This window comes from Leclercia sp. G3L (genome assembly GCF_021117075.1).
In the GTDB taxonomy this organism is placed as follows: domain Bacteria; phylum Pseudomonadota; class Gammaproteobacteria; order Enterobacterales; family Enterobacteriaceae; genus Enterobacter; species Enterobacter adecarboxylatus_C.
Window position 1 is genome coordinate 3,542,918 of record NZ_CP088265.1, and the last position, 22,791, is coordinate 3,565,708.

Below are 22,791 nucleotides of genomic sequence, written 5' to 3' on the forward strand. Positions count from 1 at the left end.
AGGCCCGGCAAGCGCAGCGCCGCCGGGCAGACTAATAAGGAGTGACAATGTCACATTTAGAGGAAGTTATCGCCCGCGTTGATGCCGCGGTGGCGGAAAGCGTGATCGTTCATATGAATGAACTGCTGATTGAATTAAGCGAAGACAGCGAATTAAGCCGGGAAGATCGCTATACCCAGCAGCAGCGTCTGCGCACGACCATTGCCCATCACGGCAAACATTATAAAGAGGAGCAGGAAGCCCGCGAAGAGAGCCTGACCAAAGGCGGCGTGATCCTCTGAATTCAGAATTGGCACCAGGCGATTAAACAGTCATATATTGTTATTCGATCCTCTTTTTTCACGTTGAATAAAGCGATTGCCACCAAAGAGATCGAAACAGCACTCAGGACTAAAGCTAAATCAATTAACCCGCGCAATATGTGCGGTTTTTTTATTGGCTAAGGAAATTAAAATGAAGTTTCAAAAAACAATGACTGTGACTGTACTGTTTGTGGGAGCGTGCTTGCTGTCGGGATGCGCCACTATTGTTGGGGATAGTGCTCAGTCCGTTCAAGTCAACAGCGTGCCGCCAGGGGCCAAGTTCATTGTTAAGGATAATGCCGGGGTGGTGGTGTCCAGAGGAACGACGCCGCAATCCGTTCTGCTGCAGAAGTCTGATGGAAGTTATTTTGGAAAAAGAGAATATAACATCACCCTTTGCAAAGAGGGCTATAAGCCAGAAACGCTTTCAGTCAACTCAAGCGCAAATGGCTGGTATATGGGGGGAACATCGTCTTTGGTGGCTTAATTGGCTGGCTAGGGGTAGATCCGTTTAATGGCGGCATGTACACGCTCCATCCCAAAGAAACCAATGCCCAGTTGATGAGTAGCTCGCAAGGGGCTTCAGGCAGCAACTGCGAGGGTGTGATTTAATGAGAAAAATACTGTTAGTTGCAGCTTTCTTTATCACCGCACCGGCTTTGGCGGATTGCGAATCGGGTTATTACATTCAGACGCTTAGTGAGGATGGTTCACTGATTACTCTTGATGATGGATCAATTTGGCGTGTTGATAGCGGTGATGAAGCCGACGTCCAGGCGTGGGTTGACAATGATGAAATCCTGGTCTGTGATGATGCATCTCTGATTAACAAAGATGAAGACAACGAAGAGGTGGAGGTCAGCCTGCTTTCCCGTTAATCAGATTGTTATCAAAATGAGCGCCTTGCCACCAGCCAGGCGCCAATCACCAACAGTACCGCTCCGCATACCGGGCCGATCAGCGCCTTTAACGGTACCCCCTGGCTGCGCACTACGTCCATCACCAGACCGCCAATCAACTGGCTGGCGACCAGCACCGCAATGGTCGTTGCGGCCCCGACATACTGATACCCGCTGATGCTGGCAAAAACAAAGAAAGACCCCAGCAGGCCGGGAATTAAGGTCCACCAGCGCACCTGGTGCACCAGCTCGCTGAACCCGGCGACACCGTTTTTAATCAGCAGGATCGAGACAAACAGCACAATGCCCACCAGCGAGTTGAGCAGCATGGCGATAAGAATGGTGCTCGAGGTCTGGGTGATGCGCACCATCAGCGTGTTCTGCACCACCAGGCCAATACCTGCCGCCACCAGAAACACCAGGGTCAGGGACTGATTCATCCGATAGCATCCGGGTCGGTGCGCTCGTCGAGCTGCAGCTGCATAAAGGTCAGATCCAGCCAGCGGCCAAACTTGGTGCCCACCTGCGGCATCTGTCCGGTAGTGACAAAACCCAGGGTCTCATGCAGATGAAGTGAGGCGCCGTTCTGCGCTTCAATCCCTGCCACCATCACGTGTTTACCGATGCGACGCGCTTCCGCGATCAGGGCCTTCATCAGCTCGCGACCAATGCCTTTGCCCTGATGGTCGGGATGAACGTACACCGAATGCTCAACGGTATGGCGAAAGCCGTCGAAGGCACGCCAGTCACCGAACGAGGCATAGCCCGTCACCACCTCGTTTTCCACGCTCACTAACACCGGGTATCCGGCCAGTTGGCGCGCTTCGAACCATGCGATACGGTTATCGGTATCGACCGTGGCATCGTTCCAGATCGCGGCGGTGTGCAAAACCGCGTGGTTATAAATTTCACCGATGGCGGCGCAGTCCTCTTTTAAGGCGTGACGAATAATCATGGCGATCCTCAGGCTGTGTGTTCACTATAGTGGTACGTTTCGTCATAATATTACACAGGGTGACAGGCTAAACGCTACGGTATAAGCCATATCTTTTTATTATGGAAAAAGCACGTTGTAATCCATTACTTTCACTATAGTATTACGTGATGAATACTATGCCAGACAATATTAATCAACGGATCAGCGCACGCATCCGGCTGGAGCGTGAATCCCGAGGCTGGTCTCTGAGCGAGCTGGCGGAACGCGCCGGTGTCTCACGGGCGATGATCCACAAAATTGAACGTGCTGAGAGTAGCCCAACGGCCACGCTGCTGGCACGGCTTTCCGGCGCGTTTGGCATCAGCATGTCCACGCTTATTGCGCGCGCTGAACTGCAGGAAGGCAAGCTGTTGCGCTTTGCCAACCAGCCGGTCTGGCGCGATCCTCAGACGCATTATCTGCGTCGTCACGTCTCGCCGCGCTCCGATCTGCCTATCGATATGGTGCAGGTTGAACTGCCCGGCGGCAGCGACGTGCCGATGCCAGCCTCTTCTTATGCCCTCGCACGCCAGCTAATCTGGCTCCAGTCTGGCGAACTGGTGTTCCTGGAAGGGGATACCCGCCACGAAATGCGCGCCGGGGACTGCCTGGAATTAGGCCCACCTAACGATTGTCGGTTTATCAACGAAAGCCGCGAGCCCTGCGTGTATCTGGTCGTCAGGCTGAACCAGTCTGGCTCGTAATGTCAAAGCAGACAGAGGAAGATGCGGCTAGTCTCTAAGGACGTTTGTCTAAACAGGAGTGAGGTATGAGTCAATCTTCAACGCAGAATCGTCAATGGCTTCTGGCTTCCCGCCCCCATGGCGCACCCACCACTGATAACTTTCGCTTAGAAACCACATCTATTCCGGAACCTGCCGACGGCCAGCTTCTGCTGCGCACTATCTGGCTGTCGCTCGATCCCTATATGCGCGGCCGCATGAGCGATGCGCCGTCCTACTCGCCGCCGGTGGAGATCGGTGCGGTGATGGTAGGCGGCACCGTCAGCCGCGTGGAAAAATCGAATCATCCTGACTATCAACCCGGTGAATGGGTGCTGGGCTACAGTGGCTGGCAGGACTATGACGTCTCTGACGGCAGCGGGCTGGTCAAACTGGGTACAGACCCTGAACACCCCTCCTGGTCGTTAGGCGTGCTGGGGATGCCCGGCTTCACCGCCTATATGGGGCTGCTTGATATTGGTCAGCCGAAATCAGGTGAGACGCTGGTGGTCGCTGCGGCTACCGGCCCGGTGGGCGCAACCGTCGGCCAGATTGGCAAGCTGAAAGGCTGCCGGGTGGTGGGCGTTGCCGGCGGTGCGGAAAAGTGCCGTCATGCAGTCGAGGTGCTGGGCTTTGACCAGTGTGTGGATCACCACGCCGGGGATTTTGCCGAACAGCTTAAACAGGCGTGCCCGCAGGGTATTGATATTTATTATGAGAATGTTGGCGGTAAGGTGTTTGATGCCGTGCTGCCGCTGCTGAATACCGCGGCGCGCGTGCCGGTGTGCGGGCTGGTCAGCGGATACAACGCCACCGACCTGCCGCCTGGGCCGGATCGTCTTGGGCTGCTGATGGGCACCATCCTGAAGAAACGCATCCGCATGCAGGGCTTTATCATTAACCAGGACTATGGTTATCGCATCGCAGAATTTCAGCAGGAGATGGGCCGCTGGGTCCAGGAGGGCAAAATCCACTACCGTGAACAGGTCACGGACGGGCTGGAAAATGCCCCTCAGGCACTGATCGGACTGCTGGAGGGAAAAAACTTCGGTAAAGTCGTGATACGTGTCGCGAACAATAACTTATAGTACCTGTTATGGCGGATTATTCCGCCATAATTACCTGGGCAAAATTCGAAATAACGTCTTTAATTATACCAACATAGATTAGTCCGGTCGCCATATACGTAATGAGGGACATTAATTAATCAATTAATTTTGGTTTTGATGGATGACTTTTTTTAAAGTTAATCAGGCATGAAGATACAGGATATATCTTTCCCGCAGCGGTCAGTTTATCACTGTGGAATATAAGTTAAGTGTTGGTAACAGGAATTGAACATGCTGGATTTGGACAATTTAGAAAAGGCTCAACGAATGAGCCTGACGATGCAAGTTGAGGTGAGTCTGAAAGGTGCCCTGATTGCAGGGGCCCTGAAACCAGGCGCACGGCTCGTCACCAAAGAGATTGCGGATAAGTTAGGTACCAGTATTACTCCTGTTCGTGAAGCACTGCTGCGGTTGGTCTCCGCTGGCGCGCTGCACGCCACCCCGGCGCAAGCGTTTCTGGTGCCGGAAGTCTCGCTTGAGCGCTACAACGAAGTCAATGCCATCCGTAAGGAGCTGGAGTGCATGGCCGTTGCGGCGGCGTGCGAGCAGATGTCTGATGAGCGGATCGCCACTCTGCGTACTCTCTCCGACAATTTTCATGATGCGATGAGCAATGGAGAGGTGGAGCGTGCGCTTCATGCCAACCGGGCTTTTCGCTTCACGCTCTATCACTATGCGGATATGCCAACGCTGATGGCGCTGATTGAGCAGTTATGGGTGCGTATTGGACCCTGTTTCAACTGTCTGTACGATCCCGAAATTGTGCTGCCGTGCCGCTCCTATCGCTACGATGAATTACTCACTGCCCTGGAACAGGGCGATACAGAAGCCAGCCGCGCGGCGATTGACAAAGTCATCGACGAGGCAAATGCCATATTGATTAAGCAGTTTTTACCGTAATTTACTTAAACAAGCGAAGCGGTAATATCACGGACTATTTCCTTGCATTATTTTCCGGCGGTCATTGTGCTGCCGGAAATGCTATTTCCTTTCAAACTGATAAGACCAGCCTGGCTATGAATTAACCACAACACCTGCCGATAACCTTAAAAGGCACAGTTGCCTTCTAAGGAGCCAGGAATGAGTGTCAGTCAACGATTACGTAATATAAAAATGAGCAGAAAGCTCGCGACAGGTTTTGGTCTGGTGCTGCTGCTGGTGGCGGTATCGACGCTGTTGAGCGTGCAGCGCTTCAAAGAGATTCGCGACGTCTATCAGCAAACTAACCTGATCTATAACATCAATATCGAGGTCTTCCAGGCCAAGATAAACCGACTTAAATTCCTCTATAACGGTGACGAAAAATCCGGTCAGCTGATGGCGAACTACGTCAGGCATGCTGCCGACCTGACCGCTGAAGCCCAGCAGCTGGAGTGGACACCCAAAGAGAAAGCGATCATTGACACCATTGCCGGGCATCTGGCCCGTTTTGGCAGCAGCGTGAGCGAAATGCAGACCGCGATGGCGGCCTGGCGCGCGGACAAAAACGATCAAGCTGCAACAGCAGCCCTGAAGGCGGCTGAAGACAAAGTCAAAACCGCAGGGGACGACAGCAGCGCTGCGATCCGCGACATCATCGCGCTGGTCAAAGTCCATAACGATTCGCTGGCCTACAGCTCCAGCACCATCACCGCCATTATTGGCGTGGTGGCCGTTCTCTTCGGGATCCTCGTCTCCTGGTGGGTTACCCGCCAGATCACCCATCCGGTTAAACACAACCTCCAGCTGGCCGAGCGCATTGCCAGCGGCGATCTCAGCTCGGATATTCTCCCGCAGGGTGAAGACGAACTGGGCAAACTGACCGGGGCGATGGGAAGGATGAACGATAAACTGCGGCTGATGATTGGCGAAGTCCGCAGCAGCGTGGCGCAGGTGTCGCTGGCGGCAAGCGAAATTGCCGAAGGCAATACCGACCTGTCTTCGCGCACCGAGCAGCAGGCCGCGGCCGTGGTGCAAACCGCAGCCAGCATGGAAGAGCTGACCGCCACGGTGAAAAACAACGCCGATAACGCCCGTCACGCCAGCCAGCTGGCGGCAGAAGCCTCGCAAACCGCCACCCAGGGCGGACGGGTGATGCGCGATGTGGTGAGCACCATGAGCGACATTAACACCAGCTCGCAAAAAATTGCCGATATCACGGCGGTGATCAACAGCATCGCCTTCCAGACCAATATTCTGGCGCTGAATGCCGCGGTTGAAGCGGCGCGCGCGGGTGAGCAGGGGCGCGGCTTTGCGGTCGTGGCCAGCGAAGTGCGCAGCCTGTCGCAGCGTAGCTCTCAGGCGGCGAAAGATATCGAACTGCTGATCAGCGAATCGGTCACGCGTATCAACACCGGTAGCGATCTGGTGGCGAAAGCCGGGCAGACCATGGAGCAGGTGGTGGACTCGGTGACCCGCGTCAACGATATCATGGGTGAAATCTCCTCGGCTTCCGAAGAGCAGAGCCGCGGTATTGAGCAGATCTCCCGTGCGGTGATGGAGCTGGACACTACCACCCAGCAAAACGCCTCGCTGGTGGGCGCATCCTCGACGGCGGCAGGGGCGCTGGAAGACCAGGCCCGTCTGCTGGAGTCGCTGGTAGCGGCGTTCCGTCTGGAGCAGCGCGCGCAGATGGCATAAAACAAAACCGGCAGCCTGGGCTGCCGGGTTTTTTATTACTCGAAGCGATACGAGACGGAAAGGCCCACCCCGTAGTTACGCCCCGGAGCCGGTTCGTAGTAACGCCCGTTCGATTCGTTGACGATAACCGAGCCGACATACTCTTTGTCGAACAGGTTATCCACGCGGCCAAAGACGTCCATGCCCCAGTTGCCGACGTTCAGCTTATAGCCGGTATTCAGGCCCACGACGGTATAAGAGGGGGCTTTGGCGTTGTTTTCGTCATCGGCCTCGATGTCGCTCATGTAGCGCACATCCGATCCCGCATACCAGCCCTCTTCAGGCTGCCAGCCAAAGGAGGCATAGCCCATGTTGCGCGCAATGCCCGGCATCCGGTTGCCTTCGCAGTCTGCCTCACCACAAACGTTGGTGCGGTAGGTGGCATCCAGGTACGTCCACGCCATCTTCAGCTTCCAGTTCTCGGCAAACTGCTGATCGAGTGAAAGCTCCACACCCTGACGACGGGTTTTACCGGCGTTTTTGTAGCTGGTGCGTCCGCCTGCGCTGGCATCCACCACGATCTCATCGTCGGTATCAGTGCGGAACAGCGCCGCAGTGAACAGGCCGTTGCCGACTCGCGTTTTGCTCCCCACTTCATACGTATTGTTGGTCGACGGCTTGAGGCCGAAGTTCAGGCCGCTCTGGTTATCGGAACGGTAGGAGAGTTCGTTGATGGTCGGGGTTTCAAAACCACGGCCTGCGACGGCATAGACGTTCCAGGCATCGGTCACGCGGTACTTCAGCGCGCCTGCCGGGAGCCATTTGTGGTAGCTGGCGTCGCCGCTGTCATCGCCGTTAGCACCCTGCACATAGTGGTCGTTCGAGTCGAACCACACCGAGCTGTAGCGCACGCCCGCATCGAGGGAGAGCTTATCTGTCAGCTGCCAGTTGGTTTGCAGGTAAGGGTCGACGTTCCACATCAGGTTGCGCTCATCGCGGCGCTTCGCCCCTTTCACGCCATAGTCCGGCGACCCGTTGTTCATCACGAAGTTTTCATACCCGCGACGATCTTCGCTCAGGTTTTCGTAGTTCAGACCGGTGGTGAAAGTCATCGGCACCAGCAGTTCCCCACGGTGGGTCCAGCGGGTGTCGATCCCCTGGTAGTGGCGCTGCATGTCGATCACGCCGCCCGCGTGGGTTGGACGCAGCTGCGGCTGGTACGGGATCGACTGGTACTGGATCATCTCACGCTCGCCGGCGTAGGCCATCACGCTGAGATCGTCCTGCGCGCTCAGCTGGCGCTCATAGCGCAGGCCCGCCTGGGTCTGCTTGATGGTTTTACGGGTGTTGTACTGATCCCCGCGCGGGGACTGACGTGGGTTATCCCGCCACTCCTGATAATCCAGTCCGCCGGGATCGTTGGCTTTCATATCGACGCTGTTAAAAATCAGGCTCAGCTTGCTGGCATCGTCGATGCGCACGCCCAGTTTGGCGTTGGCGAGGTTTTTACGCGCGCCGCTGTGATCGCGATAGCCGTGGGTGGTGAAGCGGGTGGTGGAGACGGTGTAATCCACATCCCCAGGCTGCGTGCCGTCGCCCATCGCGCCGGTGGCCTTCATGCCGTAGCGCCAGCTGCCATAGCTGCCGTAATAGCTGCTGGCCTCCACGGTGGTGGGCTGGCGTCCGGTTTCGGTGGTCATGTTAATCACGCCGCCCGAGGCATTGCCGTACAGGGCGGAGAACGGCCCGCGCAGGACCTCCACGCTCTCGATGCTGTTGATATCGATGTTCGAGGTTTGCCCCTGTCCGTCCGGCATGGTGGCCGGGATCCCGTCGACGTACAGACGAATACCGCGCACCCCGAAGGTGGAGCGGGCACCGAAACCGCGGGTCGACAGCTGGAGATCCTGGGCGTAGTTCTGACGGTTCTGGATTTGTAGTCCGGGAACGCTGCCGAGGGTTTCAGAGAGGTTAATGCGCGGGGTGGCCTGGCGCATATCATCGCCGTTGACCACACTGACCGCCGCAGGCGTATCCAGTTCAGATAGCGTTTGCGGCGACGCGCTGACGATCATGGTTTGCTCTTCGGCCGCCATCGTGGCGACAGGCGAAAAAATAACAGGAACCAACAGCAGGGGAAGCGTTGCCTTACGGGCAGAAATGATTTTCATGAATAAAAGCCGGTTAAGGGAATGACGAACCAAATGGAACATGTACTTATATGGTAAATCTTTTGTAAATGTTTTGAAAACCATAAAAGCACATAGCGTTAATCAAAGTGTAGGATAAATCGGCGGATCGTCTTGATGCGATCAAGAATTACTCCACATTGCGATAAATAATGATTACTATTCTCATCAATAATCAGGCGAAGCGATGACTTTGCCAGCCGGAAGCGATGTCACCGATACCATCTACGTTAAAAGGGAGTTGTTATGAATTTACGTCACCTGTGCTCGCCGCGTCTGCGTGGCTCACTGCTGTTAGGTTCTCTGCTGGTCGCCGGGACCTTTAATGTTCATGCCGCCGAAGAGATGCTGCGTAAAGCGGTGGGTAAGGGCGCGTATGAGATGGCCGTCAGCCAGCAGGAGAACGCATTGTGGGTCGCCACCACTCAGAGCCGCAAAACCGATAAAGGTGGGGTGGTTTACCGTCTCGATCCGCTGACCCTGGAAGTGACACAGGCTATTCATAGCGACCTGAAACCTTTTGGTGCCACTATCAACAACGCCACCCAGACGCTGTGGTTTGGTAACACCACCAACAGCGCGGTGACGGCAATTGACGCCAAAACCGGTGACGTGAAGGGCCGTCTGGTGCTTGACGATCGTAAGCGCAGCGAAACCGTCAAACCGCTGCAGCCGCGTGAGCTGGTGGCAGATGACACCACTAACACTGTCTATATCACCGGTATCGGTAAAGAGAGCGTGATTTGGGTGGTGGACGGCGAAACGCTGAAGCTGAAAGAGACCATCACCGGCACCGGCAAGTTCAGCACCGGTCTGGCGCTGGATGCGCAGGCTAAGCGCCTGTACACCACCAACGGCGACGGCGAGCTGCTGACCATAGATACCGCGACCCATAAAATCATCGAGCGCAAAAAACTGCAGGACGACGGCAAGGAGCACTTCTATCTGAACCTGAGCCTCGACGTGAAGGGCCAGCGCGCGTTTATCACCGACTCTAAGCAGCCGGAAGTGCTGGTCATCTCCCTGAAAGACGGCAGCGTCATCAGCAAAGTGGCGGCGCCTGAGTCACTGGCCGTGCTCTTCAACCCGGCACGTAATGAAGCCTACGTGACCCACCGTGAAGCGGGCAAGGTGAGCGTGATTGATGCGAAAACCTATAAAGTGACGAAAACCCTCGACACCCCGACCTTCCCGAACAGCCTGGCGCTCTCTGCCGACGGTAAAACCCTGTTCGTGACGGTGAAGCAGAAGTCTTCCCGCCAGCAGGAAGCAACCCAGCCGGATGATGTGATCCGAATCGCGCTGTAAGTGCCGTGCCGGGTGGCGGCTGCGCCTTACCCGGCCTACAACACCACGTAAACCGTAGGCCCGAGCAAGCGCAGCGCCGCCGGGCAAATATGTTATTCCGGGCGCTGGCACAGCCCGCTTGCCAGCTGCCTGAACACCGCAATGATGTCAGGTAGCGCCTTGTGCGGATCCGGGCGGGTGGCAATCCATAGCGCGGCGCTCATCGCGGCGCTGTTTAACATATAGGCCGCGGCATCCGCGTTCACGGGGTTTATCTCGCCGCGTTCGAGCATGTTTATGATGCTCTGGCGGGTGGATGCAAGGCAGCTAAGCTGACCCGGCCACTGGGCGGGGTCGCCCAGAAAAGCAGGGCCATCCAACAGAACAATGCGTTGCACCTCCGGGTCGAGCGCCATTTTAATATAGGCCACCCCTTCGGCTAACAGTCTTTCCCAGTCATCATCCACATCAGCGGCCTCAGCCTTAGCGCGTTGCGCCATTTCACCATCTATCTGGTCGACAACGGCGGCGAGGAGACCTTTTTTATCGCCAAAATTGTGGTACAGCGCCCCGCGAGTAAGGCCGACGCTGGCGGTGAGTTCATCCATTGATGCTGCGGCAAAGCCCTTTTCAGCAAAGGCTTTTCTTGCCGCCAGGATCAGTTTTGCCCGGTTCTCTTCCATCGTTTCGCTGCGGCTTTTGGCCACCATAGGTCCTCCATCTTCATTTGACATACGCGGCGTATGTGTGATTAATTTGACATACGCCACGTATATTAAATCATCCTTACGTGCTGCGCTTGACGTTTTTTAACCTTCTCTACAGTACAGGACACGCTATGATCCAGCGCGAACCGATTTTCCCTGCAAACCGACATGCGCTCTATGAAGCGCACGGTTACTCTGCCGCCATCCGTTCCGGCGATTTACTCTTTGTTTCTGGTCAGGTGGGAAGCCGCGCCGATGGCACGCCGGAGCCGGATTTTGCCGCTCAGGTACAGCTTGCGTTTGAGAACCTGAAAGCGACGCTTGCCGCGGCGGGATGTACATTTGACGATCTGATTGATGTCACGACCTTCCATACCGATCCGCAGAATCAGTTTCCGGTGATTATGCAGGTCAAACAGGCTATTTTCCCGCAGCCTCCTTATCCGAACTGGACCGCCGTAGGCGTGACCTGGCTGGCAGGATTTGATTTCGAAATTAAGGTGATTGCGCGCATTCCGCAGTAATCCAGGCCCGTGCAAGCGCAGCGCTGCCGGGCAAAAGGGTGAGTGCGGTCTGTTTGCCGGGTGGCGGCTTCGCCTTACCCGGCCTACGGAAGGATGTGCGTGCGGATTTTGTAGGCCCGTGCAAGCGCAGCGCCGCCGGGCAAAAAAAAGGGAAGGCATCTGCCTTCCCTTTTTTATTCATGCTTTTACCTTGAGGTCTCTTCCACCAGCGGACCATCCTGCTTTTCATCGTCCGGATGTTTTGGCGCGGTGCTGTGGATCTCATGCACGCGCTTACGTACGCCAAACCAGCCCGCTACCAGCAGAACCGCCAGCAGAGGGATAGTCGCAATGGTGTAGGTGCCGTTCGGGTAGTCGAACGCCATCAGCACGAGCACGCTGAACAGGAACAGCAGGGTCAGCCAGGAGGTGACCGGTGCGCCCGGCATTTTGAAGCTCACGTCGGCAGCGGTGCCTGCCTTAATCGCTTTGCGCAGACGCATCTGGCACACCACGATAAAGGCCCAGGAGGCGATAATGCCCAGCGCCGCCACGTTCAGCACGATCTCAAATACCTGCGACGGCACCAGATAGTTCAGGAACACGCCGAAGACGTAGACCACCAGGGTCGCCAGAATGCCCGCGTACGGCACCTGCTGCTTGCTCATCTTCGACATAAACTTCGGTGCAGAACCACCCATCGACATGGAGCGCAGGATACGGCCGGTGGAGTACAGGCCGGAGTTCAGGCTCGAGAGCGCCGCGGTGAGAACCACGATGTTCATGATGCTGCCCACGTACGGCACGCCGAGCTTCGAGAAGAAGGTCACGAACGGGCTTTGACCCGCCTGGTAGGCGTTCCACGGCAGGAGCAGAACCAGCAGCACTACGGAGCCAACATAGAACAGGCCGATACGCCAGATCACGCTGTTGATAGCCTTTGGCACCATGTTCTCTGGATCTTTACATTCGCCCGCCGCAGTACCCACCAGCTCAATGGAGGCAAAGGCGAACACCACGCCCTGAACCAGCACCAAGGCCGGCAGAAGGCCGTGCGGGAAGAAACCGCCGTTATCGGTGATCAGATGGAAGCCGGTCATGTTGCCGTCCAGCGGTTTACCGCTGCCGAGGAACACCGTACCGACGACCAGGAAGATCACAATCGCCAGCACCTTAACCAGCGCAAACCAGAACTCCATCTCAGCGAACCACTTCACGCCGATCATGTTCATGGTGCCGACAATCGCCAGCGCGCCAAGGGCAAATACCCACTGCGGCACATCGCCAAACGCGCCCCAGTAGTGCATGTAGAGCGCCACCGCCGTGATATCCACGATCCCGGTCATCGCCCAGTTGACAAAGTACATCCAGCCCGCGACATAGGCGGCTTTTTCACCGAGAAACTCACGGGCGTAGGAGACGAAGCTGCCGCTGGACGGACGGTGTAACACCAGTTCGCCAAGGGCACGCAGAATAAAGAAGGAGAAGATACCGCACACCAGATAGACCAGTGCGAGGGCCGGGCCAGCCATCTGCAGACGAGCGCCTGCACCTAAAAACAGCCCCGTACCGATAGCGCCGCCGATGGCGATCATCTGCACCTGACGGTTGCCCATCGCCTTGTGATAGCCCTCTTCGTGGGCGTTCAGCCAGCGACGTTTCGCAGCATGATGATCGGCTGCGCTTTTATTGCTTGTTTTCATTGAGTTACCTGTTTACCTGTCTGAATCATGTTTCATGATGTCCTCTCCGGCAGGTCACAATACAAACGATTGCTTTTGCGCGGAAATGTGCTGCCTTTCCAGTCATTCTGCGTATGGATAAGGCAAAACATGGCGAAGCATCCTACCTGCAAATAGTAAGGGACGCAAAATATAACGGGCCGAAAGTGAGGTGGCTCTAAATAATTGGTCGGGGCAGTGCTGTCGGGGGTTTGAGGCTGCTGAATCGTGCGTATTTTTGAAACGGCTTTTTGCGTTTTCGCCGCAATTTATATCAGTTTTGCTTAATTATTGCACAGCGGTAATACGGAGATGCCGACCCGATCGCAGGACCGGCAAAGCGGGGCAGAAAGACCGCTATTTGTGGCGCAGAGCCTCAACCAACAGGGCAAAGGCGGTAGTGTGCTGGCGGCGGCTGGGGTAGTAGAGATGGTAGCCGTCAAACGCGGGACAATACGCCTCCAGCACTCGCGCCAGACGCCCCTGGCTGATGGCCTCCTGTACGGTGTCTTCCGGAACATAGGCAAGTCCCAGACCGGCCTCGGCGGCGTCCAGGCGCTGGGGCAGGTTATTCAGGGTTAACTGTCCGTCCACCCGGACGCGGATCTCCCGCCCTTCACTGGTAAACTCCCAGGCATACAGGCCGCCGCGCGTCGGCAGGCGCATATTGATGCAGCGGTGATCCGCCAGCTGCTCGGGAGTCTGCGGCTCGCCATGCCGGGTGAAATAGTCCGGGGAGCCGACGACCGCCATCCGCATATCTGGCGCGATGCGCACCGCAATCATATCCTTTGCCACCTGTTCGCCCAGCCGCACGCCGGCATCATAACGGCCGTCGACGATATCCGTCAGGCCGTTATCCACCGTCACTTCCACATTGATATCCGGGTACTGCGCCATAAAGGGTTTCAGCACCGGCCACAGCACCCCGGTCATGGCATGTTCTCCGGCGTTAATGCGGATATTGCCCGCCGGGGTATCGCGCATATCGCGCAGGGCGGTCAGCTCCTGCTCGATCTCCCGCAGATGCGGGCTCAGGCGCATAAACAGCTGTTCGCCCGCTTCGGTGGGGGCCACGCTGCGGGTGGTCCGGGTCAGCAGGCGCATATCGAGGCGCGCTTCAAGGTTGCGCATGGCGTGGCTGAGGGCCGACTGCGACACGCCCAGCTGCGCCGCGGCGCGGGTGAAGCTGCGCTCCCGGGCGACGACCATAAACGACAGCAGATCGTTAAAATTATCCTTCAGCATCGTGGCGCTCCCATTATATGAATTTCACTCATGTTTCCTTGTAGATTATGCAGTCTAATCTTCGCCGTCCGCCGCCGTAAACCATCTCTTTTTGATCAGGTGGATCAGCGACACCTCCGTGGGGTGAACCACTGCATGTAGCGCCCGGGTATAGTCCAGCACCAGCCCGGGCGTCCAGGCCATGTTGGTAGCACGCTTGCGCAGCTGCGCGGCGATCCACAGCTCAGGAATAAACAACAGCCGCACAAAGCCGCCCCGAGTACAGCGCTCTTTCAGGGCACCATCCATGGCGGCTTCAAGAGCCCAGGCCACGCTGCTGGAGCAGTTGCGCCAGGTCAGGTTGTAGGTTTTGGTTTGCCGGTAATGGTTCCAGAAACTGGTGAGTGATGTCGCATTAAAGGTGGAGAAGTGGATTTTGCGGTCGGACTCGCACCACATATTGGCTTCAAAGGGATAATCCGGTTGATATTTGCCCGCTACGGTGTTCGCCTCCACCGCCTTCAGCAGGTTAAAAAACTCCGACGGTGACCGGTCAATCTCCGCCGCCGGGTAGAGGCTGATATAGAGCGTCGGCGGCAGTTCCAGCGCCGCATGGCCGGTCGAGATCACGCCGTCGGCATCCACGGCGGCAATGTAGCGGTTGATCACCGGACGCGGGAGCGTCTGTTGTTTAGCCGAGCCCTCCGGCGTCCAGACGTGAACGATCAGCTGATTACCCGTCGTGTTCTCAACCTCCTGCGGGAGCGCCTCGCGCTCGCCAATCCTCAGCGTCTGCGGGACGAGAATATCGAATACCGAGCGGCCGTGGCGGACCTGGCGCATCCGCAGGGAGAGGATCACCGAGTGCACCCCCCCGGTGAGCATCACCATGCCGATAAACTGCGAGACGGTGCCGTCGTGTTCTGTCGGAAAGGGCAGGAACAGGAAAATAGCAAACAGGATTTGCGACACCCCGGAGAGCAGGGCGCGACGCCAGTGGCTAAAGCGCACCACCACCGCAGAGGCGATGGTGAACAGGCCGGTAATGAAGTACGCAATTCCGAAGACGATCGCCAGCGCCAGGGTGCCGTCATGGCGACCCGATAAAATCAGAATGGCGATCAACAGGAACACGCCGCCCTTAAAGTAAAAAATCCCGCGCTGGGTCCCTTTAGCCGCCGAGCCCAGCGCCAGGGACACCAGGCTGTCGAGCAGCAGAAACAGCCCAAAGACATGCAGGGGGAAGTGCAACCCACCCTGCAGGCCATCGATAAAAATGGCCAGCCCCAGCCCGCCCCAGAGCATTCCGGCCACCATGAAGAACGGCGCTGCTCTGCGGACAAACGCCGCCCCGGCCAGCAAAAAAGCGATTTGCAGCATGGTTAACTCTCCTCCTGCGGCGCGGGCTGAAACAGGCTTTCCTTGTCTTCAGACCAGAACGCGACAATCACCGGGCGATCCTTATCGGCCATCAGCAGCATATTTCGTTCAGTTATTCTGATGGGCGGATGGTCCGGGAGCGCCAGCCTAAAACGAAATGCCTCCGCAACGGGCTGGCTGTTCGCTACCGCCTGCCAGCGGGCAGCCATCTGCGCCTGCTGTCGCGGATCGGGTACCCGGATCAGCAGCGCTTCCCGGGTGGTGACTGGGGCTAACGCGGCGGCGAGGACCGGGTGCGCATGAGGATCCCAGACCAGGCGACCCGTTTCGGGATCGAGGGAGTAGGCCGTAGACCGGGGATGACGGTCGGCGGGGGTATGTGTTTTCTGGGCGCGAATAAACACCAGCAGCAGGGCAGCGGCGGAGAGGTAACATTGCGCCAGCAAAATCGACTCCTCCGGGTTCAGGCGGGCGAAATAAAAGGGGCCGGTTTCGCGCCAGGAGGCGTAGATCACCACGGCGCTAAAGAGGATAAACGCCAGCGATGCCAGGCGATTACCGCAGATAACGGTGGTGGCGGTCAGCAGGACCAGCGGCAGACAGGCCAGGGCGTAAATCAGGGCGATATTGTCGCTGCGGTCGGGCACGCCGTTGAAGATATAGAGGGTCGTCAACAACACGGCGAACACTAAAAACACGCCTGCTAATGACTCCTGCTGCGCCCCTTTATCGACCGGGGTCAGCAGGCCCATCAGCGGCGGGGTGACAAACAGCGTGCCGGTGACGTTGGCGCTCCAGACGATCCACAGCCACGGCATCTGCACGCTCCCGGCCATCAGGGAGAGCCAGCCGACCCCCGCCAGCGCCGCCAGCGCGCTGAAGACGATAGTGGAAATCACCCAGTTGACGATTTTGTGCAGGCGGTCGTAGCCCCGGGAAAAGTAGCGCACACTCCATGCAATGCCCAGATGGCTGGTCAGCGAAAACAGGGCCAGCACCAGCGAGACGTGAAGCGAATGCTGAAAGGTCACCCCCAGTAACAGGCGGGCAAGGAACAGGGTAAGCCAGAGCGCGAGCCACAGCTTTCGCGTCGTGATGAGAAAGGCGGTGACGGCCACGCCCGACGGCAGCCAGATAAAGGCCGCCCGGCTCTCAGGACCGTCGAGGAATAACGAGATCCAGCCCAGCAGATAATAGAGTGCGCCCCAGGCGAGTAACGAGACCGCTAACGTCAGTTTATCTGCTTTCATCCAGGGCTCCCGGCAGCGACCGTCGCTTTAAAAAAGATATGACCTTTTCGCCGGGTTAGCCATTTTTGCCGTGGCGATGAGTCGCCAGGCGCCGCAAGTGCCTGTTGCAGCCGAAAGGGGAATTCACCTCATTATTACTGCCGTATCATTCATATAATCAATAACAAAGGTGTTCTCATCACGGACATGCTGATAGTAAAGCGGTAATCTACCCAATATATTTTTACGTCGGAAAGATCCGGCGCAGAGAATTAAGACCACTGGCGAACTTCAAACTTATCCACCTCGAGAGCACGACTGAAATGACGCTTATCGCACCGAAACACTATGCCACCATTAATGACCTGAACCTGACTGGTCGCGTTCTGATTATCCAGACAGACGGAAAAAAAGGCGCGCTGATACTGGATGAAACGACGGGCACTGGCTCATCAGGTTTCTGGCGCGTTGGAGCCTCGCACCGTTTCGATCACATCATCCTCCGCGTCGGGGAGAACAGGAACTATCGGTTAATCCAGGCGACTCATAGCCGTACAGAACGCCTGGATGGCCGCAACGCGAATGGAAACAGCAAAGTTGTCCATTTCGAAAACTTCCGTTACATCGGCGTGACGACGACAGAATCGCCATCAGAATTTGCCGGTGCGAAAACAAGTTATGGTTTTGTATCAGTAGACTGTCTGCCAAAACATGAGCCCATACCTGTGTTTTCAGAGTCGCCAGAACCAAAACGGCAGGGAACGGAGGTCATCATCGAGACACGGCCGGATCAACCTGACTTTGCGGCAGATGTCTGGGAAAATTGCAAAAGACGTTGTGTTATATCTGATGTGAAAATGCGCGCTCGATTACAGGCTGCACATCTTATCAGCCATGCTGACCAGGGTCCCGACCACTATTCCAATGGACTGATACTGCGTAGCGATCTGCATGGACTTTTCGACACGGATCATCTGGCCATTGAGCCTTCTACACTCACAGTACGAATCAGCCCAGCGGCATTGGCTACTGATCCTGATTTAGCGAAATTTGCTGATAAGCCATTATTGAATATTCATCATCCTGTCGATCCGTTCTTTCTTGAGCTTCGCTGGAAAAAGTTTCTTTCCCTCCACCATTGATAGTGATGGTTACCAGGTAGCTTTTCCGTCGTTTTGTCGACGACCCGACCATTCGGGCTGTTATTAACGACAGCATTGGGGCGCAGCGCGCCCCTTCACGTCGATGAGTCTATTGCAAGGGCCTTTCCCCTGAGACTCGTCAGCCGCCGAACACCGCAATCGCCTGCTGCAGGCGGGTGGTGCGCTGGGTGAGGTGGTTGGCCGCCTGGGTGACGTGCTCCACCATCCCGGTGTTGTTATGGGTCATCACCCCGATACGGGAAATGGATTCATTAATCAGGGTCAGCGCCTGGGTCTGTTCCTGGGTGGCGTGACCGATCTCCTTGATCAGGGCCGACATGTTCAGCACGTTACCAATCATGGTGGTCAGCTGGGTTTCGGTCTGTTCCACCATATCCACCCCGGCGTTGACGCTGGCGACGTTCTTCTCGATAAGCGATGCGATCTCCTTCGCTGCTGAAGCAGAGTGCTGGGCCAGGTTACGCACTTCGGCGGCGACCACCGCGAAGCCGCGTCCCGCCTCCCCGGCGCGGGCGGCCTCTACCGCGGCATTCAGCGCCTGGATATTGGTCTGGAAGGCAATCCGGTCGATCACCGCGATGATATCGACAATCTGGCCGTTATCCCGCGACACCGACTGCATCACGCCGATGGTCTGCTTCATTACCGCTTCGCCGCTGTATGCGCTGGCACTGGTCTGGTCGGCCATCCGGATTGCCTCTTCCGCCGTTTGTGCGGTCTGTTTTACCGCGCTGGCAATCTCTTCCACCGCCGCAGCCGTCTGCTGCAGATCACCGGAGGTCTCTTCCGAGCGGGCCTGCAGGGCATCGCCTTCTTTGGCGACCTGCTGGCTGATATCGCGGATACCGTTGATTTGCGTCCCGACATCATCCACCAGCGAGTTCAGGTTTAATCCGGACTGGTTAACCAGCCGCATCATTAAGCCAATCTCATCGACGCGATCGAAATGGGTGTAATCTGTCTTGCGACCCGACACCACGCGCTGCATCTGTTTAACGATGGTTTTTACCGGGCGACAGATCTGGGCATTGAGAAATAACGCAAGCAAAATAAACAGCAGCGCCAGGACGACGGACTGCATTATTCCGGTAGAGAATAATAAAGGCAGGGCCAACGCGAGCAGGGCGGTAATACCAAGGGAGTAATTAACCCGCTTCGCGGTACTGAGCCGTTTGAAAATAGAGAGGAAGGAGAATATTCCCCGACGCACCAGCACCCCTTTATAAAAACGATGGCCTTTTATTTCGTTATTTCGCACCCGCTGATAGAGCGCCTCGCTGGCATCGATCTCACGACGTTCGGGAATATTGCGCACCGAGATATAGCCGGTGAGGCTGTCATTCTGGTAGACCGGCGTGACGTTGGCCCGTACCCAGTAGTGATCCCCGTTGTGACGGCGGTTCTTCACCAGCCCGGTCCAGCTCTCGCCCTGCTGCAGGGTAAACCACATATCGCCAAACGCCTCCGGGGGCATATCAGGATGGCGGATCACATTATGCGGTTCACCAATAAGATGTTCTTCTTTATAACCACTGGCATCAATAAAGGCCGAGTTCGCGTACGTAATATGACTCTGGATATCGGTGGTCGACATTAGGGTCGACCCTTCGTTAAGCAAATACTCGTTTTGTGTAACTTGATTGTTACGCCTCATGAATAACTCCATGGTGATGTCTGTGTAAAGAGAAGCCGCCCGAAAAAAGTTTCAGGCAAGGTTAACTGTTTATTCTTTAATATTACGGCTGGCGTATTCTCCACAAAAATTAATGAATTAGAAAGCGCCTGAATTAACTATTTTTTTGTATTAACCGGTGCTTATGTAATAAAAATGCAATCAGCAGGCGGTGAATATCAATGAAGGCGGGAAATAAACCGAATTAAGGCAAATATAACGGAAATAATGGCTCCATGGCGAAAACGACACTTCCGAAATCGTGTTTCATTAACATTCATAAAACATTATCATTGTTAGCCCGTTTTTCCCGACGCATCAGGAAATGTGATGAAAATCAATATTGTTGGCACCAGCGGCAGTGGTAAGAGCACGCTGGCCCGCAGGATCGCTAGTGAACTGGCACTGCCCTGTATCGAAATGGACACTCTGTACTGGCGTCCTGACTGGGAGGGCACCCCGGACGAGGTCATGTTCCCAAAGCTGGAGACGGCGCTCAGCGCCACGCCAGGCTGGGTGCTGGACGGCAACTACAACCGCACCCGCCCGATAAAATGGCGCAACGTCGATCTGGTGGTATGGGTCGATTACGGCCTGGCCCGCACCCTGCGTCAGGCCGTCACCCGGGCGGTTAAACGCGCCTGGACGCAGCAGGAGCTGTGGCCCGGCACCGGCAACCGGGAGAGTTTTCGTCGCACCTTCTTTAGCCGGGAATCGATCCTGCTGTGGACAATCAAAACCTGGCGCAGCAACCGGGTGCGCTACGAGGCCGATATGCAAAACCCGGCTTTTGCCCATATCCGCTTCGTGCGCATCTCCTCCCGCCAGCAGGCCAACGCCCTGATCGCCGGGCTCCGTTCATTGCGATAGTCCGACGCGGTATTTCTGAAATCCGGCAAACCAAATGTAAATTAATTGTTTCTCAGAGGTGAAATCGCCCTTTAATAATGGCGACATGTTTAGTCAAACGAGATTGCAACATGTCCTGGCGAATCAGCATTCTGGATAAAAGTCCTGTCGCAGAAAACGAAACGGCCGCCGATGCGCTATCGCGCACCTTAAGCCTGGCGCAACAGGCCGAAACCCTGGGTTATCACCGCTTCTGGATTGCCGAACACCACAACACCCCGCAGCTGGCGAGTCCGTCGCCTGAGCTGCTGATTGCCTGGATACTCGGGCAGACCCGTCGCATTCGCGTCGGCTCCGGTGGGGTAATGCTGCAACATTACAGCCCGTACAAAGTGGCAGAGAACTTCAATCTACTGGCGGCTATCGCCCCCGGGCGTGTGGATCTGGGCGTCGGCAAAGCGCCGGGCGGCCTGCCGCTCTCGACCCGGGCGTTACAGCTCGGCCTCAGCCAGCAGGAGAAGGGCGATTTCGCCGACCAGCTGGCGCAGCTGGATGGCTGGCTCAACCCGACTTCACAGGAGGAGGCGGTTCGTGCCACTCCGTTACCCCAGGTTCCGGCTGCTGGCTTCCTGCTGGGCGCCAGCGCAGAGAGCGCTCGCCTGGCCGCCCGCCTCGACTGGGACTTCGTTTTTGCTGCCCATCTGAATGGCGATCCCGACCTGCTGCGCGAAGTGATTAGCACCTGGCGCGTCCATAGCGCCCGGGAGGTGATTGTCGCGGTGCAGGCCATCGTTGCGCCAACCCAGGCGCAGGCCGAGGAGCTGGCCAAATCCGTCGAAGTGTGGGGCGTTGAGCTTGCCAACGGCCAGCGGGTCACCGTTGCCAGCGAGGAGCAGGCTTATGCCTTTGCCCGCCAGGCGGGCAGCGAGCCGCTGCGCATCGCCCGACGCGCCCAGTCGCTGCTGGCGGGTACCGCGGTGTCGGTACTCGAACAGCTGGAGGCACTGCATCAGCAGTGGGGCATCGACGAATTCATCATTGATACCCCGGTCGCCGACGGCACCGCCCGGGTGCAGTCCCTGCGCCTGCTGGCCCAGGCCCGACAGCAGAGGGAGGTGGCCGCATGAGCCTCGAACAACAGCTGATCGCCTGGCGCCGCGAGCTGCACCAGAATCCGGAGCTTTCCGGCGAGGAAGTACAAACCACCGCCCGCCTGCGCCAGTGGCTGGGTGACGCCGGGATCACCGTCCTGCCCTATGACCTGCACACCGGCGTGGTTGCCGAAGTGGGGAAGGGTGATAAACAGATTGCCCTGCGGGCCGATATCGACGGCCTGCAGATTGAGGAGCGCAGCGGCGTAGCCTTTACCTCCCAACGCCCGGGCGTCATGCACGCCTGCGGCCACGACATCCACACCAGCGTGATCCTCGGCGCGGCCCTGAAGCTGAAAGCCCGCGAAGACGCGCTTAATGGCCGGGTGCGGATCCTGTTCCAGCCCGCGGAGGAGAACTTCGGCGGCGCAAAGAGCCTGGTGCGCGCCGGGGCCCTGCGCGACGTCAGCGCCATCTTCGGCATGCATAACGAACCCGGTCTGCCGGTGGGCAGTTTTGCCACCCGCGGCGGCCCGTTCTACGCCAACGTTGACCGCTTCGTATTTCGCATTACCGGCAAGGGGGCGCACGCCGCCCGTCCGCATGAAGGCAACGACGCCATCCTGCTTGCCAGCCAGCTGGTCACCGCCCTGCAGAGCGTCGCCAGCCGCAACGTGAATACCCTGGATTCGGTGGTGCTGAGCGTGACGCGCATTACCGGGGGCAATACCTGGAACGTGCTGCCGGAGAGCGTCGAGCTGGAGGGGACCCTGCGTACCCATCGCCCGGAAGTGCAACAGAACGTGAAGGCCCGGGTGGCCGAAATCGCTGCCGGATTTGCCGCCGCCTTTAACGCGCAGATCGACATCACCTGGTATGCCGGACCTACCGCGCTGGTTAACGACGCCAACTGGGCCGAGTTTGCCACCTCGGTGGCGCGGGAAACCGGGTATGAGACCCGGCAGGCCGAGCTGCACATGGGCGGGGAGGATTTTGCCGTCTACCTGCAGCAGATCCCCGGGGCTTTCGTCAGCATCGGCAGCGCCAGCCAGTACGGATTACACCATCCGGCCTTTAACCCGGATGAAGCCTTAATTGAACCCGCCGCGCGGTATTTCGCCCAGCTTGCGGAAAAAGCACTGAATCAACTTTAAGGGTAAGGAGGGA

The 22,791-nt window shown here is 57.1% G+C and carries 21 protein-coding genes and 1 pseudogene; 13 read left to right on the forward strand and 9 right to left on the reverse strand.

All coding sequences use genetic code 11. The features are described from left to right. The first annotated feature begins 47 nt into the window (after positions 1 to 47). The 3 genes and pseudogenes from LRS40_RS18395 to LRS40_RS18405 all read left to right on the forward strand — a co-directional run bounded on the left by LRS40_RS18395 (position 48) and on the right by LRS40_RS18405 (position 1,180). The gene (locus LRS40_RS18395; RefSeq protein WP_142489557.1) at positions 48 to 281 is read left to right on the forward strand and encodes a YdcY family protein; all 234 of its coding nucleotides are present in this window, start codon (positions 48 to 50) and stop codon (positions 279 to 281) included. A 190-nt stretch (positions 282 to 471) separates the two neighbouring features. Then, positions 472 to 914, forward strand: a pseudogene (locus LRS40_RS18400) (hypothetical protein). After that, positions 914 to 1,180, forward strand: a complete 267-nt coding sequence (locus tag LRS40_RS18405) for a hypothetical protein (RefSeq protein WP_142489556.1) — start codon at positions 914 to 916, stop codon at positions 1,178 to 1,180. The pseudogene LRS40_RS18400 and the gene LRS40_RS18405 overlap by 1 nt, the downstream one beginning before the upstream one ends. 11 nt (positions 1,181 to 1,191) lie before the next feature. Here LRS40_RS18405 and LRS40_RS18410 read toward each other — a convergent pair whose 3' ends face one another. Together LRS40_RS18410 and mddA are read right to left on the reverse strand one after the other, a co-directional pair. After that, positions 1,192 to 1,641, reverse strand: coding sequence for a DMT family transporter (locus LRS40_RS18410; RefSeq protein WP_142489555.1), 450 nt, complete (start codon positions 1,639 to 1,641; stop codon positions 1,192 to 1,194). Beyond that, positions 1,638 to 2,156 carry an L-methionine sulfoximine/L-methionine sulfone acetyltransferase gene (mddA, locus tag LRS40_RS18415; protein WP_142489554.1) on the reverse strand — a complete coding sequence of 173 codons (519 nt, stop codon included), beginning with the start codon at positions 2,154 to 2,156 and terminating at the stop codon, positions 1,638 to 1,640. Before mddA ends, LRS40_RS18410 begins: the two co-directional genes overlap by 4 nt. 149 nt (positions 2,157 to 2,305) lie before the next feature. On the opposite strand from mddA, the gene LRS40_RS18420 reads away from it, so the two are divergent. From LRS40_RS18420 to LRS40_RS18435, 4 genes are all read left to right on the forward strand, one after another. Beyond that, complete coding sequence (locus tag LRS40_RS18420) at positions 2,306 to 2,881, forward strand: XRE family transcriptional regulator (protein ID WP_142489553.1); 576 nt, start codon at positions 2,306 to 2,308, stop codon at positions 2,879 to 2,881. A 65-nt stretch (positions 2,882 to 2,946) separates the two neighbouring features. After that, on the forward strand, positions 2,947 to 3,987 hold the full coding sequence (locus LRS40_RS18425) for an NADP-dependent oxidoreductase (RefSeq protein ID WP_231312293.1): 1,041 nt from the start codon (positions 2,947 to 2,949) through the stop codon (positions 3,985 to 3,987). A gap of 252 nt (positions 3,988 to 4,239) precedes the next feature. After that, positions 4,240 to 4,908: a GntR family transcriptional regulator gene (locus LRS40_RS18430; RefSeq protein WP_142489551.1), complete on the forward strand. Its 669-nt coding sequence runs from the start codon at positions 4,240 to 4,242 to the stop codon at positions 4,906 to 4,908. 180 nt (positions 4,909 to 5,088) lie between these two features. Next, on the forward strand, positions 5,089 to 6,627 hold the full coding sequence (locus LRS40_RS18435) for a methyl-accepting chemotaxis protein (protein WP_231312294.1): 1,539 nt from the start codon (positions 5,089 to 5,091) through the stop codon (positions 6,625 to 6,627). A gap of 35 nt (positions 6,628 to 6,662) precedes the next feature. Here the strand turns inward: LRS40_RS18435 and pqqU are convergent, their stop codons facing one another. Continuing rightward, positions 6,663 to 8,777: a TonB-dependent receptor PqqU gene (pqqU, locus tag LRS40_RS18440; protein ID WP_231312295.1), complete on the reverse strand. Its 2,115-nt coding sequence runs from the start codon at positions 8,775 to 8,777 to the stop codon at positions 6,663 to 6,665. 264 nt (positions 8,778 to 9,041) lie between these two features. On the opposite strand from pqqU, the gene LRS40_RS18445 reads away from it, so the two are divergent. Then, on the forward strand, positions 9,042 to 10,103 hold the full coding sequence (locus LRS40_RS18445; protein ID WP_142489548.1) for a YncE family protein: 1,062 nt from the start codon (positions 9,042 to 9,044) through the stop codon (positions 10,101 to 10,103). Between the two features lie 92 nt (positions 10,104 to 10,195). Here the strand turns inward: LRS40_RS18445 and LRS40_RS18450 are convergent, their stop codons facing one another. Next, positions 10,196 to 10,792, reverse strand: a complete 597-nt coding sequence (locus LRS40_RS18450) for a TetR/AcrR family transcriptional regulator (RefSeq protein ID WP_231312296.1) — start codon at positions 10,790 to 10,792, stop codon at positions 10,196 to 10,198. Between the two features lie 128 nt (positions 10,793 to 10,920). On the opposite strand from LRS40_RS18450, the gene LRS40_RS18455 reads away from it, so the two are divergent. Then, a complete protein-coding gene (locus LRS40_RS18455; RefSeq protein WP_142489546.1) occupies positions 10,921 to 11,313 on the forward strand; it encodes a RidA family protein in 393 nt (130 codons plus the stop codon). 185 nt (positions 11,314 to 11,498) lie between these two features. Here LRS40_RS18455 and ansP read toward each other — a convergent pair whose 3' ends face one another. The 4 genes from ansP to LRS40_RS18475 form a co-directional block, all read right to left on the reverse strand. Then, positions 11,499 to 12,995, reverse strand: a complete 1,497-nt coding sequence (gene ansP / locus LRS40_RS18460) for an L-asparagine permease (RefSeq protein ID WP_231312297.1) — start codon at positions 12,993 to 12,995, stop codon at positions 11,499 to 11,501. A 375-nt stretch (positions 12,996 to 13,370) separates the two neighbouring features. Continuing rightward, positions 13,371 to 14,261, reverse strand: a complete 891-nt coding sequence (locus tag LRS40_RS18465; protein WP_231312298.1) for a LysR family transcriptional regulator — start codon at positions 14,259 to 14,261, stop codon at positions 13,371 to 13,373. 54 nt (positions 14,262 to 14,315) lie between these two features. Next, complete coding sequence (locus tag LRS40_RS18470; RefSeq protein ID WP_231312299.1) at positions 14,316 to 15,620, reverse strand: HdeD family acid-resistance protein; 1,305 nt, start codon at positions 15,618 to 15,620, stop codon at positions 14,316 to 14,318. A gap of 2 nt (positions 15,621 to 15,622) precedes the next feature. Next, complete coding sequence (locus LRS40_RS18475; RefSeq protein WP_231312300.1) at positions 15,623 to 16,870, reverse strand: MASE1 domain-containing protein; 1,248 nt, start codon at positions 16,868 to 16,870, stop codon at positions 15,623 to 15,625. Between the two features lie 302 nt (positions 16,871 to 17,172). On the opposite strand from LRS40_RS18475, the gene LRS40_RS18480 reads away from it, so the two are divergent. Next, a complete protein-coding gene (locus LRS40_RS18480; protein WP_142489541.1) occupies positions 17,173 to 17,991 on the forward strand; it encodes an HNH endonuclease signature motif containing protein in 819 nt (272 codons plus the stop codon). A 139-nt stretch (positions 17,992 to 18,130) separates the two neighbouring features. On the opposite strand, the gene LRS40_RS18485 is transcribed toward LRS40_RS18480, so the two are convergent. Further along, positions 18,131 to 19,666: a methyl-accepting chemotaxis protein gene (locus tag LRS40_RS18485; protein WP_231312301.1), complete on the reverse strand. Its 1,536-nt coding sequence runs from the start codon at positions 19,664 to 19,666 to the stop codon at positions 18,131 to 18,133. Positions 19,667 to 20,014: 348 nt separating this feature from the next. Between LRS40_RS18485 and LRS40_RS18490 the strand changes: the two genes are divergently transcribed. From LRS40_RS18490 to LRS40_RS18500, 3 genes are all read left to right on the forward strand, one after another. Beyond that, the gene (locus tag LRS40_RS18490) at positions 20,015 to 20,554 is read left to right on the forward strand and encodes a (d)CMP kinase (protein ID WP_231312302.1); all 540 of its coding nucleotides are present in this window, start codon (positions 20,015 to 20,017) and stop codon (positions 20,552 to 20,554) included. A gap of 110 nt (positions 20,555 to 20,664) precedes the next feature. Then, complete coding sequence (locus LRS40_RS18495; protein WP_231312303.1) at positions 20,665 to 21,660, forward strand: LLM class flavin-dependent oxidoreductase; 996 nt, start codon at positions 20,665 to 20,667, stop codon at positions 21,658 to 21,660. After that, the gene (locus LRS40_RS18500) at positions 21,657 to 22,778 is read left to right on the forward strand and encodes an amidohydrolase (protein WP_231312304.1); all 1,122 of its coding nucleotides are present in this window, start codon (positions 21,657 to 21,659) and stop codon (positions 22,776 to 22,778) included. Before LRS40_RS18495 ends, LRS40_RS18500 begins: the two co-directional genes overlap by 4 nt. Positions 22,779 to 22,791 lie beyond the last annotated feature (13 nt).

Coding starts and splice junctions, on each gene's coding strand:
- LRS40_RS18500 (WP_231312304.1), top strand. CDS start 21,657: ATGAGCCTCGAACAACAGCTGATCGCCTGGCGCCGCGAGCTGCACCAG.
- LRS40_RS18475 (WP_231312300.1), bottom strand. CDS start 16,870: ATGAAAGCAGATAAACTGACGTTAGCGGTCTCGTTACTCGCCTGGGGC.
- mddA (WP_142489554.1), bottom strand. CDS start 2,156: ATGATTATTCGTCACGCCTTAAAAGAGGACTGCGCCGCCATCGGTGAA.
- LRS40_RS18485 (WP_231312301.1), bottom strand. CDS start 19,666: ATGAGGCGTAACAATCAAGTTACACAAAACGAGTATTTGCTTAACGAA.
- LRS40_RS18435 (WP_231312294.1), top strand. CDS start 5,089: ATGAGTGTCAGTCAACGATTACGTAATATAAAAATGAGCAGAAAGCTC.
- LRS40_RS18480 (WP_142489541.1), top strand. CDS start 17,173: ATGACGCTTATCGCACCGAAACACTATGCCACCATTAATGACCTGAAC.
- LRS40_RS18425 (WP_231312293.1), top strand. CDS start 2,947: ATGAGTCAATCTTCAACGCAGAATCGTCAATGGCTTCTGGCTTCCCGC.
- ansP (WP_231312297.1), bottom strand. CDS start 12,995: ATGAAAACAAGCAATAAAAGCGCAGCCGATCATCATGCTGCGAAACGT.
- LRS40_RS18470 (WP_231312299.1), bottom strand. CDS start 15,620: ATGCTGCAAATCGCTTTTTTGCTGGCCGGGGCGGCGTTTGTCCGCAGA.
- LRS40_RS18445 (WP_142489548.1), top strand. CDS start 9,042: ATGAATTTACGTCACCTGTGCTCGCCGCGTCTGCGTGGCTCACTGCTG.
- LRS40_RS18450 (WP_231312296.1), bottom strand. CDS start 10,792: ATGGTGGCCAAAAGCCGCAGCGAAACGATGGAAGAGAACCGGGCAAAA.
- LRS40_RS18420 (WP_142489553.1), top strand. CDS start 2,306: ATGAATACTATGCCAGACAATATTAATCAACGGATCAGCGCACGCATC.
- LRS40_RS18430 (WP_142489551.1), top strand. CDS start 4,240: ATGCTGGATTTGGACAATTTAGAAAAGGCTCAACGAATGAGCCTGACG.
- LRS40_RS18490 (WP_231312302.1), top strand. CDS start 20,015: ATGAAAATCAATATTGTTGGCACCAGCGGCAGTGGTAAGAGCACGCTG.
- LRS40_RS18495 (WP_231312303.1), top strand. CDS start 20,665: ATGTCCTGGCGAATCAGCATTCTGGATAAAAGTCCTGTCGCAGAAAAC.
- LRS40_RS18465 (WP_231312298.1), bottom strand. CDS start 14,261: ATGCTGAAGGATAATTTTAACGATCTGCTGTCGTTTATGGTCGTCGCC.
- LRS40_RS18395 (WP_142489557.1), top strand. CDS start 48: ATGTCACATTTAGAGGAAGTTATCGCCCGCGTTGATGCCGCGGTGGCG.
- LRS40_RS18410 (WP_142489555.1), bottom strand. CDS start 1,641: ATGAATCAGTCCCTGACCCTGGTGTTTCTGGTGGCGGCAGGTATTGGC.
- pqqU (WP_231312295.1), bottom strand. CDS start 8,777: ATGAAAATCATTTCTGCCCGTAAGGCAACGCTTCCCCTGCTGTTGGTT.
- LRS40_RS18405 (WP_142489556.1), top strand. CDS start 914: ATGAGAAAAATACTGTTAGTTGCAGCTTTCTTTATCACCGCACCGGCT.
- LRS40_RS18455 (WP_142489546.1), top strand. CDS start 10,921: ATGATCCAGCGCGAACCGATTTTCCCTGCAAACCGACATGCGCTCTAT.